The organism is Hominiventricola filiformis, from assembly GCF_020686965.1.
GTDB classification, from domain to species: Bacteria; Bacillota; Clostridia; order Lachnospirales; family Lachnospiraceae; genus Hominiventricola; species Hominiventricola filiformis.
Map to the genome: position 1 here is coordinate 151389 of NZ_JAJEPS010000001.1, position 16459 is coordinate 167847.

The following is a 16459-nucleotide window of genomic DNA, read 5'->3' on the forward strand; positions in this document are numbered from 1 at the left end:
GGTTATCTCCTTGTCTGTATTTAATTTCCATGTAAAAATGCGCTGCATCCGATCCATGGGTTGATGCGGAATACTTCCTGTATTGTGAAAACCTCCAAAACGGGCGCTTTCACAGTACAGGAAGCAGCCGTTTATTCACGGCTGCTCCGCTGTATCATCTCTGCATATTTACAGAAATTACTCTCCTACATAAGTTGCAATGATCTCATCGTAAGTTCCGTTTGCCTTAATATCAGCAAGACCTGCATTGATCATATCCAGAAGTTCCTGATTGGACTCGTTCATGATAGCAAAACCATACGGTGCACCTTCGCTCTGTGTTCCGTCAACCAGTTTCAGATCAAGTCCGCCGGTTTTGATGTTGTCTGCCATAATCGGCTCATCCTCTACACATGCAACTGCCTGGCCAAGGATAACTGCCTGATACATGGTCGGTGAGTCTTCATATACGTCTACGGTAAATCCGTACTGATCTTTCAGACTGTCTGCATATTTAGCACCTGCAGTACCGTTCTTTACAGCTACGGTCTGTCCCTTCAGATCTTCCAGAGAAGCAACTGTGCTGTCACCTTTTACAGCAAAGATCTGGCAGGAATCATAGTAAGAATCAGAGAAGATCCATCCTGCTTCTTTACGCTCATCTGTAATACTTGCACCTGCAAGAAGTACGTCAGCCTGGCCAGCCTGTACTGCTGCTACAGCTGCGTCCCATCCAAGGCTCTGAATTTCATACTTGAATCCCTGATCCTCAGCAACGGCTTTCAGAATATCAACATCGATACCTACAAAGTTTCCGCTCTCATCAGTATATTCAAACGGTCTGAATACGGTATCCATGGCAACAATCCATGTTTTGTCAGATGCAGTGGTATCAGCAGCATCTGCGGTCTCCTCTGCGGTATCAGCAGTCTCCGTAGTCTCCGTAGTCTCAGCAGCTGAAGAGTCACTGGAAGATGATGATCCGCATGCTGCAGCAGAAACAGCCATGCATGCAATCAGAGAAAGTGCAATTAACTTTTTCATAATATGTATACTCCTTTTCTCCGGTAAATGTACCGGTCCTGTTTATGCAGAAAGGCATTTGTATTATTGTATACAATGCCTCGCATTTGAAAACAGTATAATTTTTTCTGTCCGTATTGTCAAGGGAAAATTCTGTCAGGGCTTTATCTGTGTTACAGATTTTCTGCTGCCTCCAGTACAAACTTTACCGCACGATCAATCCCCAGTTTTTCCGTATTTATACAGAGATCATAATTGGCCGCATCCCGGTATCTGGTCTTGGTGTAATGTTCACAGCTCTTCTTTCGCGCTTTGTCTGCCTGACGCACGTCAGATGCCACCTGTTCAAGCGGAACCCCAGGCATCTTGCCTGCCATACGATTGACTCTCCACTGAAATCCTGCATGGGCAAATACCCGCAGGCAGTGATCAAACTCTTTCAAAATATATTCACTGTTCCGGCCTACAATGACACAACTCTCGTGACTTGCCATCTCCCGAATAGCATCCATCTGTGCCTGCCAGAGCTGTTCATCCAGTGGTTTGTTATAGAAATCAAAAAGGCTCTGTGCAAATCCAAAAGTCTGTGGTACTCTCTCATCCCACTTGCGCACTTCTTCCGGCGTCAGTTTAGGATCCGCCAACGCAGTTCTCAGGATAATATCCTTGTCATAATATTCGATGCCAAGCTCTTTGGCAACTCTTCTTCCGATTTCTCCACCCCCTGCGCCAAATTCGCGGGCAATGGTAATGATTTTTCTCATAATTACTGACTCTCCTTCTCCAGCAGTTTACGTCCCATCAGCACACCCATGGCGGAAGCCATCATCAGTCCTCTGGTCCATCCGGAAGAATCTCCCAGACAGTGCAGTCCCTGAATATTGGTGTTCAGGTTCGTATCCATCTTTACTTTATTGGAATAGAATTTCAGCTCTGGACTGTACAGCAGGGTCTCGCCGCTGGCAAATCCCGGAACAACCTCATCCAGCATCCGGATAAACTCGATGATATTGGTCATGGCACGGTAAGGCATAGCTGCCGTGATATCACCTGCTACCGCATCTTTCAGGGTCGGGCGCACATTGGACTGAGCCAGCTCCTTCTGCCAGGTTCTTTTTCCATCCAGTATATCACCATATCGCTGTACCAGAATATGACCTGCGCCAAGCATATTAGTCAACTCTCCTACCTTCTGCGCATAGGCAATCGGCTGATTAAACGGCTCTGTAAAGTTATGGCTTACAAGAATGGACAGGTTGGTGTTTTCACTCTTCAGGTCTTTGAAGCTGTGTCCATTTACAACAGCCAGGTTATTGTCGTAGTTCTCCTGTGCTACAAATCCGCCCGGATTCTGACAGAAAGTACGCACTTTATTCTTCCACGGTCTCGGATAACCAATGAGTTTTCCTTCGTAAAGTACCTTGTTGATCATCTCCATGACCTCGTTGCGGCACTCGACACGGACACCGATGTCAACGGTCCCCGGCTTATGGGCAATTCCATTCTCCTCGCAGACTTTTTCCAACCAGTCAGCACCTCTTCTTCCGGTAGCAATAATGACATTGTCAGCGTAGATTTCCTCACTGCCTGCCTTATCTTCCAGACGAACGCCCTGACAGACATCCTCTTTGAGAATAATATTGTCACACTCCGTGTTAAAACGCATCTCCACGCCTTTTTCCTGCAGATAATTCTGGATATTCAGATACAGCTGCTGAGCTTTCTCCGTTCCCAGATGACGGATCGGGCAGTTTACCAGCTGAAGGCCTGCACGGATGGCACGTTTACGGATTTCTTTGATCTCCTCGCCCTCATATACGCCTTCCACATGCTCGTCAGCACCAAACTCCAGATAGATCTTATCTGTATAATCAATGAGTTCCTGCGCAAATTCAGAACCGATCAGATTCGGCAGTTCTCCTCCTACCTCGCAGGAAAGGCTTAACTTTCCATCAGAAAATGCACCTGCTCCGGAAAATCCGGTAGTGATCATGCAGTTCGGCTTGCAATTCATACATTTTCCGGTCTCTGCTTTCGGGCAGTGACGTTTATCCACCGGTTTTCCCTTTTCCACCATGAGGATCTTCTTATCTGATCCGTTTCGTACCAGTTCCAGTGCGGTAAAAATCCCGGCCGGTCCTGCTCCGATAATTACTACGTCATATTTCATAAAATCTTCTCCTGTATTCCAAATATTCGCGTGATCTCATCACGCAGTCTTCTCCATCATTTAGTATAGCATATTCCCGCCTGTTTGCAAAATGGATTTTCACTTCGCCGCTTCCAGCATCATCTCCGCGAATCCCGCATATCCTTTTGTTGGATCATTGACAAACACGTGGGTCACTGCCCCGACAAGCCGTCCGTTCTGAAGAATTGGGGACCCGGACATTCCCTGAATGACACCGCCGGTCAGTGCAATGAGATCCGGATCTGTCACTTTGAAAATCATACCTTTATTCACATTGGACTCATTCAGACGGATTTCCTGAATCTGTATCTCATATTCCTTCATCTCTCCGGAAACAGAACTTCGGATCACCGCCGGGCCGGGCTTGATTTCCTGCCGGAATGCCACTTCCACCGGTGTGCCTGTCAGTTCTTTTGCAAGTCCTGCGTCTGCCTGCCCGAAGATTCCGACCCGGGTATTTTTCTGAATCATTCCCTTCTGGTACCGGTTTGCATAAGTAATCACTCCACTCAGTTCCCCTGGTAACCCTCTCTGACCTTTCACAATCTCCAGAATGTTTGTGTCATAAAGGCTCCCGCCGGAGATGGTAATCAGATCCCCTGTATCCGTATCCGTGATGCCATGCCCCAGTGCGCCGAACCGGTAATCCTCTGTAAGATAGGTCAACGTACCGATCCCCTGTACATCATCCTTCACCCAGATTCCCAGTTTATAGTCTTCTGTCTCAGCTTCCACTGCCTGCACCCGCACCTGAATCTCTTCCTCATTCCTGCAAAGTTTCAGAATGAGAATTCCGGTCCGGTTGGCCTGCACGCAGCTGATCAGTTCTTTTTTGTCTGTGATGCGTCTGCCATTAACCGCCAGAATATAATCTCCGGACTGAACTGCCTGCCCTGCAGGCTCACAGAGCATCCCGTCTGCCGTCTGTACGGCATCCGTACCTACTACATAGACCCCCTGCGTCTCAAGATATATTCCTACCGGAATACCTCCTGGAATCACTTTTTCCCGCTTCACAACCCGGACAGAGACTTCCTTCAGTCCAAGATCCAACGTCTGTGTTTCTTCCTCACTGATCCTTATCTCATCCGGCACCTGATTGCTCATATAATAAAAGCCGTAGATTCCAAGAGTCATCACTGCCAACAGCAGCGCAGCTATCAGACATCTGCGATAAATTTTTAGACGGTTCATGCAGCCACACCTTTCTCATGTTCTCACATTAGTGTCTGCACAAAACCGTCTAAAGTTACTGTCAAATATTTCCTTTATATTGAAGTGCCAGCCGTTTCATCTCCCGGGCATTATCCCTGACTGCGTCCGTGATCTCTGCTCCCCCCAGGATTCTCGCCAGTTCTTCTGTCATCTCCTGTCCGGAAAGCTTTCGAATACGGGTCTCCGTGCTTCCGTCTACTGCTTGCTTCTCAATGCAGAAATGGCTGTCCGCCATGGCTGCCAGCTGTGCCAGATGGGTGATGCAGATGACCTGTCTGCTTCTTCCGATCAAAGAAAGCTTTTCTGATACTTTCTGTGCTGTCCTTCCGCTGATACCGGTGTCAATCTCATCAAAAATCACCGTATCAATAGCATCCTGGTCCGCCAGCACCGTCTTAATCGCCAACATAACTCTGGAAAGCTCTCCTCCTGATGCAATCCTGCCGAGCGGCTTGATCGGTTCGCCCGGATTGGTGGAAATCAAAAACTCCGCATCATCCCAGCCATCCGCCCCCGGCTGTCCGGTCTCCTGCACCTGAATTTCAAATCTCACATCGAGGAAATTGAGCTCCGACAATTCTTTCAGCATCAGTTTTTCCAGTTCTGCTGCTGCCTTTTTCCGGATCCCATGAGCTTTTTTACACCAGTCTTCCAGCTCCTGCGCCGCCTTCCCGTACTCCTTTTCCAGCTGCTGTTTCCGTTCTTCCAGATGGAGAAGGAAATCTAGGCGTTCCTGCTGCTTTGCTGCATATATACGAATCTTCTCCATGGAATCTCCGTACTTGGACTTCAGATGGTTGATCAGATTCAGCCGTTCTTCCGTCTCTGCAAAATCCTGTTCAGAAAAATCCAGCTCTTCCATATAATCATCCAGCTCTCTGGCAAAGTCTGCCAGCATGCTGTCAATCTGTTGCAGCTGTTCTGATAACGGTTCCAGCGCACTGTCATAATGAGTCACACTGCTTAACTCTCTGCAGGATCTTCCGGTCAGATCAGAGGCGGAAGTTTCCTCGCCCACGCAAAGTGCTCGTACCGTTCCCAGCGCTTCCATGATCCGGCGGCTGTTGACCATCCGGCGATAATCCTGCTCCAGACACTCATCTTCTCCGTCTTTCAGTTTTGCCTCTTCAATCTCATTTAATTCAAATTCCAACAGGGATTGTTCCCGGTTTCGCTCCGTCTCGTCCATACCTGCTGTTTCCAGTTCGGTTTTCAGCTTTCGGCACCGTTTCCAACATTCATTTAAGGACGCTTTCACCGGATCGAGCGTTTCGTGGGTATAAGAATCCAGAATTTCCAGATGTTTTCGTTTATTGAGCAGTGACTGATGTTCATGCTGTCCGTGAATATCAATGAGCATGGAGGAAATCTCCTTCAGCACCGCCGTGCTCACAGTCTCTCCGTTCAGCCTGCAGATACTTCTGCTGCCAGACAGTTTCCGGGAAAGAATCACCTGTCCATCCTCCACCGGAATCTCCAGCTCGGAAAGTCTCTTTAAAAGTTCCGGCCGGTCTGTCTCAAAGATCAGCTCCGCCAAAGCATAATCCGCATCTTCACGGATCATTTCCTTTGATACTTTTCCTCCCAGTGCCATTGTCATGGAACCGATCAGAATCGATTTTCCGGCGCCGGTCTCTCCGGTCAGAATATTAAGTCCTTCAGCGAAATCAATCTCTGCCTCCCGGATCAACGCCAGATTTTTTACATGAAGGTGAAGCAGCATGTTCTCTCCTCCTATGCTTTTCCGTCTACAATTTTCTTCAGTTCATCCATCACCGCTTCGGTGTCTTCCTGTGTACGGATGACACACATAACCGTATCATCCCCTGCGACACAGCCAAGGATTTCCTTCCAGTTAATATTATCCAGTGCTGTTGCCAGTGCCATCGCCATGCCGGATACCGTCTTGATCACCAGAATATTCTGTGCGGAATCCATGGAAACAAAGGCTTCCCGTAAGATTCCCACATATTTTTCCGACATCTGATGCTGTACACCGTTTAACAGCGCATATTTCTGTTTTCCATCTCTGGCCGGGACTTTGGAAAGCTTTAATTTTCTGATATCTCTGGACACCGTTGCCTGTGTCACCTGAAATCCTGCATTTCTTAAATGTTCCGCCAGTTCATCCTGCGTCTCAATATCATACTGATTAATCAGTTCAATGATCTTCTCATGTCTCTTATCTTTCATGACTTCTCTCTGCCGCCCTTTTTGTCTCCGTCATCGCCTGCTCAGCTTATCCCGGAGCACCTCCAGAAAGCTTACCTGGTTGATCTTGAGAATTTTTGTCACCTCACAGGACTTGTGAATCTCCACATAATCTCCTGTCTTCAGTTCTTCACAGGTATCTCCGTCAAATGTCACGCAGGCCTCATCCGGCCCGTTTCTTCTTCCTTCCCCGATTTCAATTCTGATCCGGTCATCCCCTGAAAACACAATACTTCTGGAATTCAGCGTATGCGGACAGATAGGTGTCAGCACCAGCATGGATGCTGTCGGTGATACAATCGGGCCTCCTGCTGACAGGCTGTATCCGGTGGAACCGGTAGGTGTGGACACAATCATGCCATCTGCGGTAAAGGAATTCAAATACTCGTCATTGACATACACATCATAATTGACCACCCTGAGGTTGCCGCTTCGGTTCATCACAATATCATTAAGCGCCAGATCATGGAATGTCTGCTTTCCTTCCCTGTAGACCGTTCCTTCCAGCATCATGCGGTTCTCTACGGTATAGCATCCTTCAATCAGCCGGTCCAGTGCCGACGTCACATTCTGTTCTTCAATCTCAGCGAGATATCCCAGATGTCCCAGATTAATTCCAAGAAACGGAATCTTTCTGCCTGCCAGATCTCTGGCTGCCCGGAGAAGAGTGCCGTCCCCTCCGAGTACCAGAATGCCATCCACATCCTGCCCCACTTCCGGATCGTAGGAATCCTTTCCCTTCCGGATCAGACATTTCTGTCCGTGCGCAGTCAGATACTCTGCAATCTCTCCGGACAGTTTTATGCATTCTTCCTTATCACTGTTTGCAATAATGTAAAAAATTTTCATCTCTGTTCACTACAGCGCCTGATGGGCCTGCTCCACAATTGCCTTCGGATCGACCGGCATGTTTTCGCAGGCAGTGCCTTCCTCATGATTCTTCAGATGAACCAGATATTCAATATTTCCTTCCGGTCCCTTAATGGGTGAAAATTCCAGATTCAGAATCTGAAAACCAATGCCTGACGCATATGCCAGGATACGCTCCACCACTTCCAGGTGAACCGCTTTGTCTCTGACAACACCCTTCTTCCCAACCTGCTCTCTTCCTGCTTCAAACTGTGGTTTGATCAGGGCAACAATCTCTCCATCCGGAGTCAGAAGTGCTTTTACCGGCTCCAGTACCTTGGTCAGAGAAATAAATGCCACATCAATGGATGAGAACTCAATGGGCTCCGCTATCTGCTCTCTTGTCACATAACGGATATTGGTCTTTTCCATGCACACCACACGCTCATCCTGGCGCAGTTTCCATGCAAGCTGTCCGTTTCCCACATCCACTGCATAGACCTTTTTCGCTCCGTTCTGCAGCATGCAGTCGGTAAATCCGCCTGTGGAAGCACCTACATCCATGCATACTTTTCCTTCCAGTGTCACATCGAAATGGGTCATGGCCTTCTCAAGCTTCAGGCCACCGCGGCTTACATATTTCAGCGGACTGCCCTTGACTTCAATGACCACTTTCTCCGGAAATGAGGTTCCAGCCTTGTCTTCTCTCTGTCCATCTACGAATACTTCTCCGGCCATGATGATTGCCTTGGCTTTTTCCCGGGACTCTGCAAGGCCCCGTTCTACCAGCAGCACATCCAGTCTTGTCTTCATCTTCTGCCATCCTCCTTCGGACAGGTTACATATTTTTCAATAATCCGTTTGGTCACGGATTCTGCATCAATTCCTACTTCTTCATAGAGAAGCGCCACATTGCCATGCTCCACATATTCATCCGGCAGAGCAATCGTAAGAACATGTACCGGAATTTCCTGTTCCTGTACATAGTCGCGCACTTTCTCGCCATATCCGCCGCTTCTCACATTTTCTTCCATCGTCACGATCAGTCGATGGTCCTTTGCCAGCTCCTTTACCACATCCGTATCAATGGGTTTTACAAAACGTGCATTGACCAGCGTACAGCTGTAACCGATCTCTTTTAACCGATGGCGGACTACTTCTGCCGTCTTCACCATGCTGCCCACTGCCAGAAGCGCAATATCTTCCTCTTCGTAAAGGATCTCACTCTTACCGTAAACAATCGGGTGACGGAATTCCCGCAGACCGTCATAGGCCTCTCCTCTCGGATACCGAAGAGCAATCGGGCCGTCAAACTCCACGGCAAACTTCAGCATATCTGACAGCTCCCATTTATTCTTCGGAGCCATGATATGCATATTCGGGATGCTGGACAGATACGACAGGTCAAAAATTCCCTGATGAGTCTCACCGTCACTTCCTACCAGCCCCGCACGGTCAATGGCAAATACCACCGGCAGATTCTGAATACAGACATCATGGAGTACCTGGTCATATGCTCTCTGCAGGAAAGAAGAATAGACAGCAAAGATCGGGCGCATGCCTCCTGCTGCCAGTCCTGCTGCAAAAGTTACCGCATGTTCTTCCGCAATTCCCACATCGAAGAAACGCTCCGGGTAGATGTTTTTAAAACGTTTCAGACCCGTTCCATCCGGCATAGCCGCCGTAATTGCCACAACCTTCTCATTTCTCTGTCCCAGTTTTACCATACAGGTAGAAAATACATCCTGATAGTTGGCCTTCTTCCGTTTATTTTTCGGAAGTCCTGTTTCGATATCAAATGGTTCTGCTCCGTGGAATCTGGCCGGATGCCGCTCCGCCGGTACAAATCCTTTTCCTTTCTTAGTAAGTACATGGACAAGCACAGCGCCTTTGACGCGCTTTGCTTTCTTCAAAACTTCCTGTAGTTTATCAATATCATGGCCATCCACAGGGCCTAAGTAGGTCACGCCCATATCCTCAAAGAACATTCCAGGAATAAAGAGCTGCTTCAAACCGCTCTTCGTCTTCTTTAGCTGATTTGCCAGATGATTTCCACCCGGAATCCGGTTTAAAGACTGCTCTACGCCACTCTTAAAATTCGTATATACTTCGTTGGTACGAAGACCGTTCAGGTACTCCGACATTCCTCCGACATTTTCCGCAATGGACATATTATTATCATTAAGGATAATAATGAAATTCTTCTTCAGGCGGGATGCGTTATTCAATGCCTCATATGCCATGCCGCCGGTCAGAGCACCATCTCCGATCACGGAAATTACATGCTCATCGCCACCGCACAGGTCACGCGCAGCCACCAGACCGATCCCCGCAGAGATGGAAGTGGAACTGTGTCCGGTGTCAAAACAGTCACAGTCACTCTCTTTTCTCTTCGGAAATCCGCTCATGCCGCCATATTTTCGAAGTTCATCAAAGCCGCTTTTACGTCCGGTCAGGAGCTTATGCGTGTAGGACTGATGGCCCACATCCCATACGACTTTATCCTTCGGAAAATCAAAACAAAGATGGAGTGCCATCGTAAGCTCCACCACTCCCAGGTTAGAAGCCAAATGTCCCCCGGTCTGACTGATCTTTGTAATCAGGAACTGCCGGATCTCTTCCGCCAGCTGCTCATATTCTTCCGGCGGAATCTTCTTAATATCATTTACCTGATTGATCTTTTCCAGTACCATTCTTTATCCCCTTTATTTTTCTCTGTAAATCAGAGACTTTATCAGTTCCAGCAGAAACTCATTTTCATACGGAAGTGCTTTCAGATGCTCAATGGCCCTTTCAGAAATCTCCTCCACATCCTTCGACGCCTGCTCAAGTCCATGAATCGTCACATAGGTAGTCTTCTCATTCCGGTCATCGCTGTTGATCGGTTTTCCCAATGTCTCCAGTGTACTGGTCACGTCGAGAATATCATCCCGGATCTGAAATGCCAGTCCTACATCGGAAGCGATCTTCTCAACAGCTTCCACTTCCTCATCCGACGCGCCTGCCAGCACAGCCCCCACCATCATGGATGCCTCCAGAAGCGCACCTGTCTTCAGCTCATAGATAAAATCCAGCTCCTCCTGGTCGATGGCTCTGCCTGTAGACTGTACATCCACCACCTGTCCGCCAATCATACCATAGATACCTGCTTTTCTTCCAATGATTCGCAGTGCCTTCGCCACTCTCTCCGGATCCTCTCCACAGTCAAATGCTGTCATGGCAGTCTCAAACGCATAGTTCAGAAGACCGTCACCGGCCAGCACACCCATAGCATGTCCGTATTTCGCATGAGTTGTCAGTTTTCCTCTCCGATACTGGTCATTGTCCATGGCTGGAAGATCATCATGTACAAGAGAATAAGTGTGTACCATCTCGATAGCTGCCATCAGCGGAAGAATCACTCTTCCGGTACCGCCGAACATCCGGTATGTCTCATGCATCAGAAGCGGACGGAGTCTCTTGCCTCCTGCCATGACGCTGTAATTCATGGCTTCCATAATTGCTTTCTGTGTGCCGCTCTCCTCCGGCAGAAATGTCTTTACTACATTTTCTGTCCATGCTGTTCTATCTGCCAGTTCCTCATGAAAATTCATGGGTATGTCCCTCCTCATCTATCTGAAGCATCTGCTTCTCCACATGATCAATATTTTCACTGCATTTTTTCAGGAGTTTCATCCCCTGCTCATACAAAGCAAAGGATTCCTCCAGAGAAACGTCTCTGTCCTGAAGCCGTTCCAGAAGAAGCTCTATCTGATCGAAGGCCTCTTCCAAACGGAATTTATCTTCCATCTTCTCTGCCATCTGATTCCTTTCTGCCCGAACCGGACGCATATACCGCAGTCGTCTTCGCTGCCACCACTCCGTCTGCCAGATGAATTTTCAGCATTTTTCCGGGTGCCGTCTGTGAAATACCGGTCAGGGCACGCCCTGTCTCGTCTTCTATATAGGAATACCCCTGCTGAAGTTTTTTAAGCGGTGACATACCGTCCAGCCGTTCTGCATACAGCGCTGCCGTATGCTTCCGTTCGATAAGTTTCTGCTCCATGGTCCTTCTTAGCCTGTCCTCCAGATCTGCCGCATGCTGTTTTTTCTCTCGCAGCTGGTATTCAGGACTTGCCTGCTGAAGCCGCAGCCTTAAAAACTCTGCTTTCTGTCTGCACTGCAGTATTTTCTGTTCCACACGGTCCGCCAGCTGATTCCGATACAGCTCCAGTCCGCTCATCAGCTGCCGGTATTCGACAACAGCCAGTTCTGCCGCCGCTGATGGAGTCGGTGCACGGCGATCCGACACCAGGTCTGCAATGGTCGTGTCCGTCTCATGCCCGACTGCTGATATCACAGGTGTCCGGCATTCAAAAATGGCACGCGCCACTTTTTCTTCATTAAATGCCCAGAGATCCTCAATAGAGCCGCCGCCGCGGCCTACAATCATCACATCCACGCCATATTCATCCAGCGTGCGGATGCCCTGTACGATACTGTCCGCCGCATTTTCTCCCTGCACCAGTGCCGGATAAAGGATCAGCTGCACAAACGGATTTCTCCGGCGGGTAATATTCATAATATCCCGGACAGCGGCTCCCGTGGGTGCTGTCACCACACCTATCTTCCGGCTGTACAACGGAATGGGCTGCTTGAACTCCGGGGCGAACATGCCCATCTCTTCCAGTTCTTTCTTCAGTCTCTCATAACGAAGGTAAAGATCGCCTTCTCCGTCGGGTACAATTTCTTTCGCATATAGCTGATATCTTCCGTCCCGCTCATAGACGCTGACTGCACCCAGTACGATGACTTTCTGACCTTCCTGCATCCGAAAGTGAAGCCCTTTTACCCGGTCACCTGCAAACATGACGCAGGCAATGGCTCCGCTCTCATCCTTCAGTGAAAAATAAATATGTCCGGACGTATGGTATTTACAGTTGGATACCTCGCCCTTCACATAGATTCTTGCCAGCATGAAATCCTGGGTAAACATATTTTTAATATACCGGTTGACCTGCGCCACCGAATATACATTTTTTGCCATATTGCCTTACTCCCCGGCATCCTGCTGCCGGCATTCTTTATTTTCCGGCAATCTTTGCCAGCACGCCGTTGATAAACGCCGGTGACTCGTCTCCGCCGAATTTTTTGGAAAGCTCCACTGCCTCGTTGATGGCTACTTTCTCCGGAATATCTTCATCAAACTTCATCTCATATACCGCAAGGCGCAAAATCGTCAGATCCACACGTCCCATGCGTGAAGTCTTCCATCCTTTTGCAGATGCATTCAACATCTCGTCAATCTCCGGGATTTTCTCCACAATCTTCTTATATTTCTCAGTAATATAGGTCTCATCCTTTTCTGCCAGAGTCTCTTCCTCCCTGACTCCGTCAAAATACATGCTCACCTGCTCGTCCATCTCTTCACTGCTGTTGAACTCCACGCGAAAAAGCAACTGGAACACGTGCTCTCTTAATTCTCGTCTCTTCATCTATATCCTCCATGATATAAGGGACTGCCGCGGAATACGATCTTTCCCGCAGCAGTCCCTTCTCTTTCAAAAGTTCTCTTACTCCAGTGCTACACCGGCTACACGTACATTTACTTCAGATACATTCATTCCGGTCATGCTCTCAATGGCTGATTTTACTTTTTCCTGAACTGCACCGGACACTGCCAGAATATTCGCCTCGAATTTCAGAATCAGTGTCAGATCTACCTTTACATCCGTGTCTGTCACTTCTACTTTCACGCCCTTGGACAGGCTCTTCATTCCCATCTTGGCTACCAGTTCATTTTTAATATTTCCTGCCATGGATGCAACACCCTTGACTTCAGTTGCTGCCATTCCGGCAATGATTGCTACTACTTCATCTGCAATCTGCACTGTACCTTTCTCTGCGTCCTCCTGGAGAACATGGGTGGCTCTGTCTAATTTTTCCATACCGGCACCTCCTAAAAAACCATACCTTTCAGTTAAGTATACCAAAACTTGTTCCCTTTGAAAAGGGGCAAATTAGCGTCCGAATTCGCTTAATTCCAAGCCCGGATTGCGGTCCATGGTCATGCCGATACTCCAGCTGTTAACCCACAGAAGAAGCGGACGGCCTTTCAAATCCTTAATCTTCTTCATATCGGAAGTCCCACTGATCTTATCAAGATCAATCTCCCGGTTCTCAATCCAGCGAATATGCTCATATGGCAGATTTTCCAGACGGATCTCTACATTATATTCATTGTTCAGACGATATTTTAATACGTCAAACTGCAGCACCCCGACCACACCGACAATGATCTCTTCCATACCGGTGTTGTATTCCTGGAAGATCTGGATGGCACCTTCCTGGGCGATCTGCTCGATTCCTTTGACGAACTGCTTTCTCTTCATGGTATCCACCTGACGCACGCGTGCGAAATGCTCCGGTGCAAAAGTCGGGATACCCTCATACTGAATCTTGTGTCCTGCCATGCAGACCGTATCTCCGATGGAGAAAATGCCCGGATCGAAAAGTCCGATAATATCTCCTGCATAAGCCTCTTCCACGATCTTACGATCCTGTGCCATCATCTGCTGCGGCTGGGACAGACGGATCTTCTTTCCTTCCTGCACATGGAGCACTTCCATGCCTGCCTCAAACTTACCGGAGCAGATACGCATGAATGCAATACGGTCTCTGTGTGCTTTATTCATATTTGCCTGAATCTTGAAAATAAACCCGGAAAATTCTTCTTCCACCGGGTCAATAAGTCCCACATCTGCTTTTCTCGGAAGCGGCGGAGTCGTCATCTTCAGGAAATGTTTCAGAAAAATCTCCACACCGAAGTTGGTCAGTGCAGAACCGAAGAATACCGGAGAGAGTTCGCCCTTATCTACCAGTTCCTGATCAAACTCTGCACTCGCACCGTCCAGCAGCTCGATCTCATCTGCCAGCTGATCTCTCTGACCCGGGAGCAGTACACTGTCCGCCTCATCAAGGGTCAGTACCTGATCTTCTCCTTCTTTGGTACCCTTCTCAGTGTCGGAGAATACATGGATCTTCTCGGTGGCACGGTCGTACACACCTTTGAATTCCTTACCGGAACCGATAGGCCAGTTGATCGGGCAGGTGGCAATACCGAGCTCTTTCTCGATATCATCCAACAGTTCAAAAGTATCCATGGCGTCACGGTCCATTTTATTAATGAACGTAAAAATCGGGATATGTCTCATGACACAGACTTTAAACAGTTTTCTGGTCTGCGCCTCGACACCCTTGGATCCGTCAATGACCATGACCGCAGAATCTGCAGCCATCAGGGTACGATAGGTATCCTCAGAGAAATCCTGATGTCCCGGTGTATCCAGAATGTTGATACAGTAATTATCATAATTGAACTGCAGTACGGAAGAGGTAACAGAAATACCTCTCTCCTTCTCGATCTCCATCCAGTCGGAAACTGCATGTCTTGCGGTTGCTTTTCCTTTTACGGAACCTGCCAGATTGATGGCTCCTCCATATAACAGAAACTTCTCTGTCAGTGTTGTTTTACCCGCATCCGGGTGGGAGATAATTGCAAATGTTCTCCGCTTCTCTATCTCTTTACGTAAATCTGCCACGTATCATTCCTCCAGTGCATAATCCACTTTAGTATAGGGCAGGGTTGTACGCGTGTCAAGGGTTCATTACTCTTAAAGCCCTGCAAAGAACAGTTCGTAGAAATCATCCTCGCCCTCCAGCATCGGGGAGTTCTCTCCGCCGCCGTTGGTGCTTCGACGCATGGCCGCATAGGCTTCTTCTCCGGCAGTGATGAGATCCATCTCATAAATCTCATACCCCAGCTCCCGGCACTTTCTGCAGAATGCCGCAAAAGGCTGGTCTTCCTTTCGGGTTGCCAGCAGTGCTTCCTTCAGTTTCGGATCATGAAGTGCTTTCTGTTTCAGTTCGTCCAACATTTCTGCAATTGCCATACATCGTACCTCCCTACGGTTCCCGAAGCGGGATATTTTTTCTTCCTTACAGAAGCGTTTTTCTTAATTCTGCACCGTCTTTTGCGCTTAAATATGCCGGTGCAATGTCAAATACGGTCTTGCAGCCGGTCTGTCCCTCTTTGTAGAGACGATAAGCAGCTCTTGCATAAGCTACGATCACACTGGAAGTGAACTCCGGATTGGAATCCAGTTTCAGGCTGTATTCGATTACATGGTTATTTTCCAGGTTCCAACCGGTCTTTCCGGAACGGATCACAAATCCACCGTGAGGGATTCCGCTATGATCTCTCTTTAACTCTTCTTCGCTGATAAAATGAACCGTCGTATCGTAATCAGAAAAATAGTTCGGCATATTTTTAATGGTTTCTTCTACCTTTGCAGCATCAGCGCCTTCTTCCAGTACGACGAAGCACTCTCTGGTATGTTTCTGTCTTGCAGTCAGTTCCGGATTCTCACCATTTCTTACTGATTTCAGTGCAGACTCCACTGGAATGGTGTACTGCTTGCCATCTTTGACACCCTCTACCCGGCGAATGGCATCTGAATGTCCCTGGCTGACACCTTTTCCCCAGAAAGTATAGTCATGGCCTTCCGGAAGAATCGCATTTGCATACATACGGTTCAGTGAGAACATACCCGGATCCCAGCCCACGGAAATGATGCCCACGTGGCCGCTCTTCTTTGCTGCTTCATCTACATCATCAAAATGCTCCGGAATTCTTGCATGGGTGTCGAAGCTGTCTACAACATTGAAAAATTCTGCATATTTCGGGGTCTGTACCGGAAGATCTGTCGCACTTCCGCCGCAGAGAATCATTACATCAATCTTGTCTTTCCACTGTTCCACATCTGCCACGGAGCAAACGGCCGCAGTCTCTGTCAGTACAGATACCGTCTCCGGTGCACGTCTTGTAAATACGGCCACCAGCTCCATGTCCGGGTTCTGCTTGATGGCACACTCAACACCTCTTCCGAGGTTTCCATATCCTAAAATACCAATTCTCATAATTCTATCTCCTTATATATTGTCCGATTTTAT

The 16459-nt window shown here is 48.2% G+C and carries 17 protein-coding genes; all 17 read right to left on the bottom strand.

The window, feature by feature from the left end:
- Positions 1–177: 177 nt before the first annotated feature.
- Positions 178–1023 (bottom strand): transporter substrate-binding domain-containing protein, encoded by an 846-nt coding sequence (locus tag LKD36_RS00725; RefSeq protein WP_308458276.1) that lies wholly within the window; start codon positions 1021–1023, stop codon positions 178–180.
- 152 nt (positions 1024–1175) lie between these two features.
- Positions 1176–1766: a cytidylate kinase-like family protein gene (locus LKD36_RS00730; RefSeq protein ID WP_118769076.1), complete on the bottom strand. Its 591-nt coding sequence runs from the start codon at positions 1764–1766 to the stop codon at positions 1176–1178.
- A gap of 2 nt (positions 1767–1768) precedes the next feature.
- Entirely contained in the window at positions 1769–3172 is a 1404-nt protein-coding gene (locus LKD36_RS00735) for an NAD(P)/FAD-dependent oxidoreductase (RefSeq protein WP_118769075.1), read from the bottom strand.
- Positions 3173–3271: 99 nt separating this feature from the next.
- Entirely contained in the window at positions 3272–4387 is a 1116-nt protein-coding gene (gene spoIVB / locus LKD36_RS00740; protein ID WP_118769074.1) for a SpoIVB peptidase, read from the bottom strand.
- A 61-nt stretch (positions 4388–4448) separates the two neighbouring features.
- The gene (recN, locus tag LKD36_RS00745) at positions 4449–6131 is read right to left on the bottom strand and encodes a DNA repair protein RecN (protein ID WP_308458277.1); all 1683 of its coding nucleotides are present in this window, start codon (positions 6129–6131) and stop codon (positions 4449–4451) included.
- An 11-nt stretch (positions 6132–6142) separates the two neighbouring features.
- Entirely contained in the window at positions 6143–6601 is a 459-nt protein-coding gene (gene argR, locus LKD36_RS00750; RefSeq protein WP_118769072.1) for an arginine repressor, read from the bottom strand.
- A 30-nt stretch (positions 6602–6631) separates the two neighbouring features.
- Complete coding sequence (locus LKD36_RS00755; RefSeq protein WP_308458278.1) at positions 6632–7468, bottom strand: NAD(+)/NADH kinase; 837 nt, start codon at positions 7466–7468, stop codon at positions 6632–6634.
- 9 nt (positions 7469–7477) lie between these two features.
- Positions 7478–8281: a TlyA family RNA methyltransferase gene (locus LKD36_RS00760; RefSeq protein ID WP_308458279.1), complete on the bottom strand. Its 804-nt coding sequence runs from the start codon at positions 8279–8281 to the stop codon at positions 7478–7480.
- Positions 8278–10161, bottom strand: coding sequence for a 1-deoxy-D-xylulose-5-phosphate synthase (gene dxs, locus LKD36_RS00765; protein ID WP_118769069.1), 1884 nt, complete (start codon positions 10159–10161; stop codon positions 8278–8280). Before dxs ends, LKD36_RS00760 begins: the two co-directional genes overlap by 4 nt.
- 12 nt (positions 10162–10173) lie before the next feature.
- Positions 10174–11061, bottom strand: a complete 888-nt coding sequence (locus tag LKD36_RS00770; protein ID WP_118769068.1) for a polyprenyl synthetase family protein — start codon at positions 11059–11061, stop codon at positions 10174–10176.
- Entirely contained in the window at positions 11048–11269 is a 222-nt protein-coding gene (gene xseB, locus LKD36_RS00775; RefSeq protein WP_118769067.1) for an exodeoxyribonuclease VII small subunit, read from the bottom strand. The genes LKD36_RS00770 and xseB overlap by 14 nt, the downstream gene beginning before the upstream one ends.
- Complete coding sequence (gene xseA, locus LKD36_RS00780) at positions 11247–12494, bottom strand: exodeoxyribonuclease VII large subunit (RefSeq protein WP_308458280.1); 1248 nt, start codon at positions 12492–12494, stop codon at positions 11247–11249. Before xseA ends, xseB begins: the two co-directional genes overlap by 23 nt.
- A gap of 37 nt (positions 12495–12531) precedes the next feature.
- Positions 12532–12942, bottom strand: coding sequence for a transcription antitermination factor NusB (nusB, locus tag LKD36_RS00785; protein ID WP_118769065.1), 411 nt, complete (start codon positions 12940–12942; stop codon positions 12532–12534).
- Positions 12943–13020: 78 nt separating this feature from the next.
- The gene (locus LKD36_RS00790; protein WP_118769064.1) at positions 13021–13395 is read right to left on the bottom strand and encodes an Asp23/Gls24 family envelope stress response protein; all 375 of its coding nucleotides are present in this window, start codon (positions 13393–13395) and stop codon (positions 13021–13023) included.
- 72 nt (positions 13396–13467) lie between these two features.
- The gene (locus tag LKD36_RS00795) at positions 13468–15048 is read right to left on the bottom strand and encodes a peptide chain release factor 3 (protein WP_118769063.1); all 1581 of its coding nucleotides are present in this window, start codon (positions 15046–15048) and stop codon (positions 13468–13470) included.
- A 72-nt stretch (positions 15049–15120) separates the two neighbouring features.
- Positions 15121–15399, bottom strand: a complete 279-nt coding sequence (locus LKD36_RS00800; protein ID WP_118769062.1) for a hypothetical protein — start codon at positions 15397–15399, stop codon at positions 15121–15123.
- A 46-nt stretch (positions 15400–15445) separates the two neighbouring features.
- Positions 15446–16426 (bottom strand): diaminopimelate dehydrogenase, encoded by a 981-nt coding sequence (locus LKD36_RS00805; RefSeq protein ID WP_308458281.1) that lies wholly within the window; start codon positions 16424–16426, stop codon positions 15446–15448.
- Positions 16427–16459: the final 33 nt, after the last annotated feature.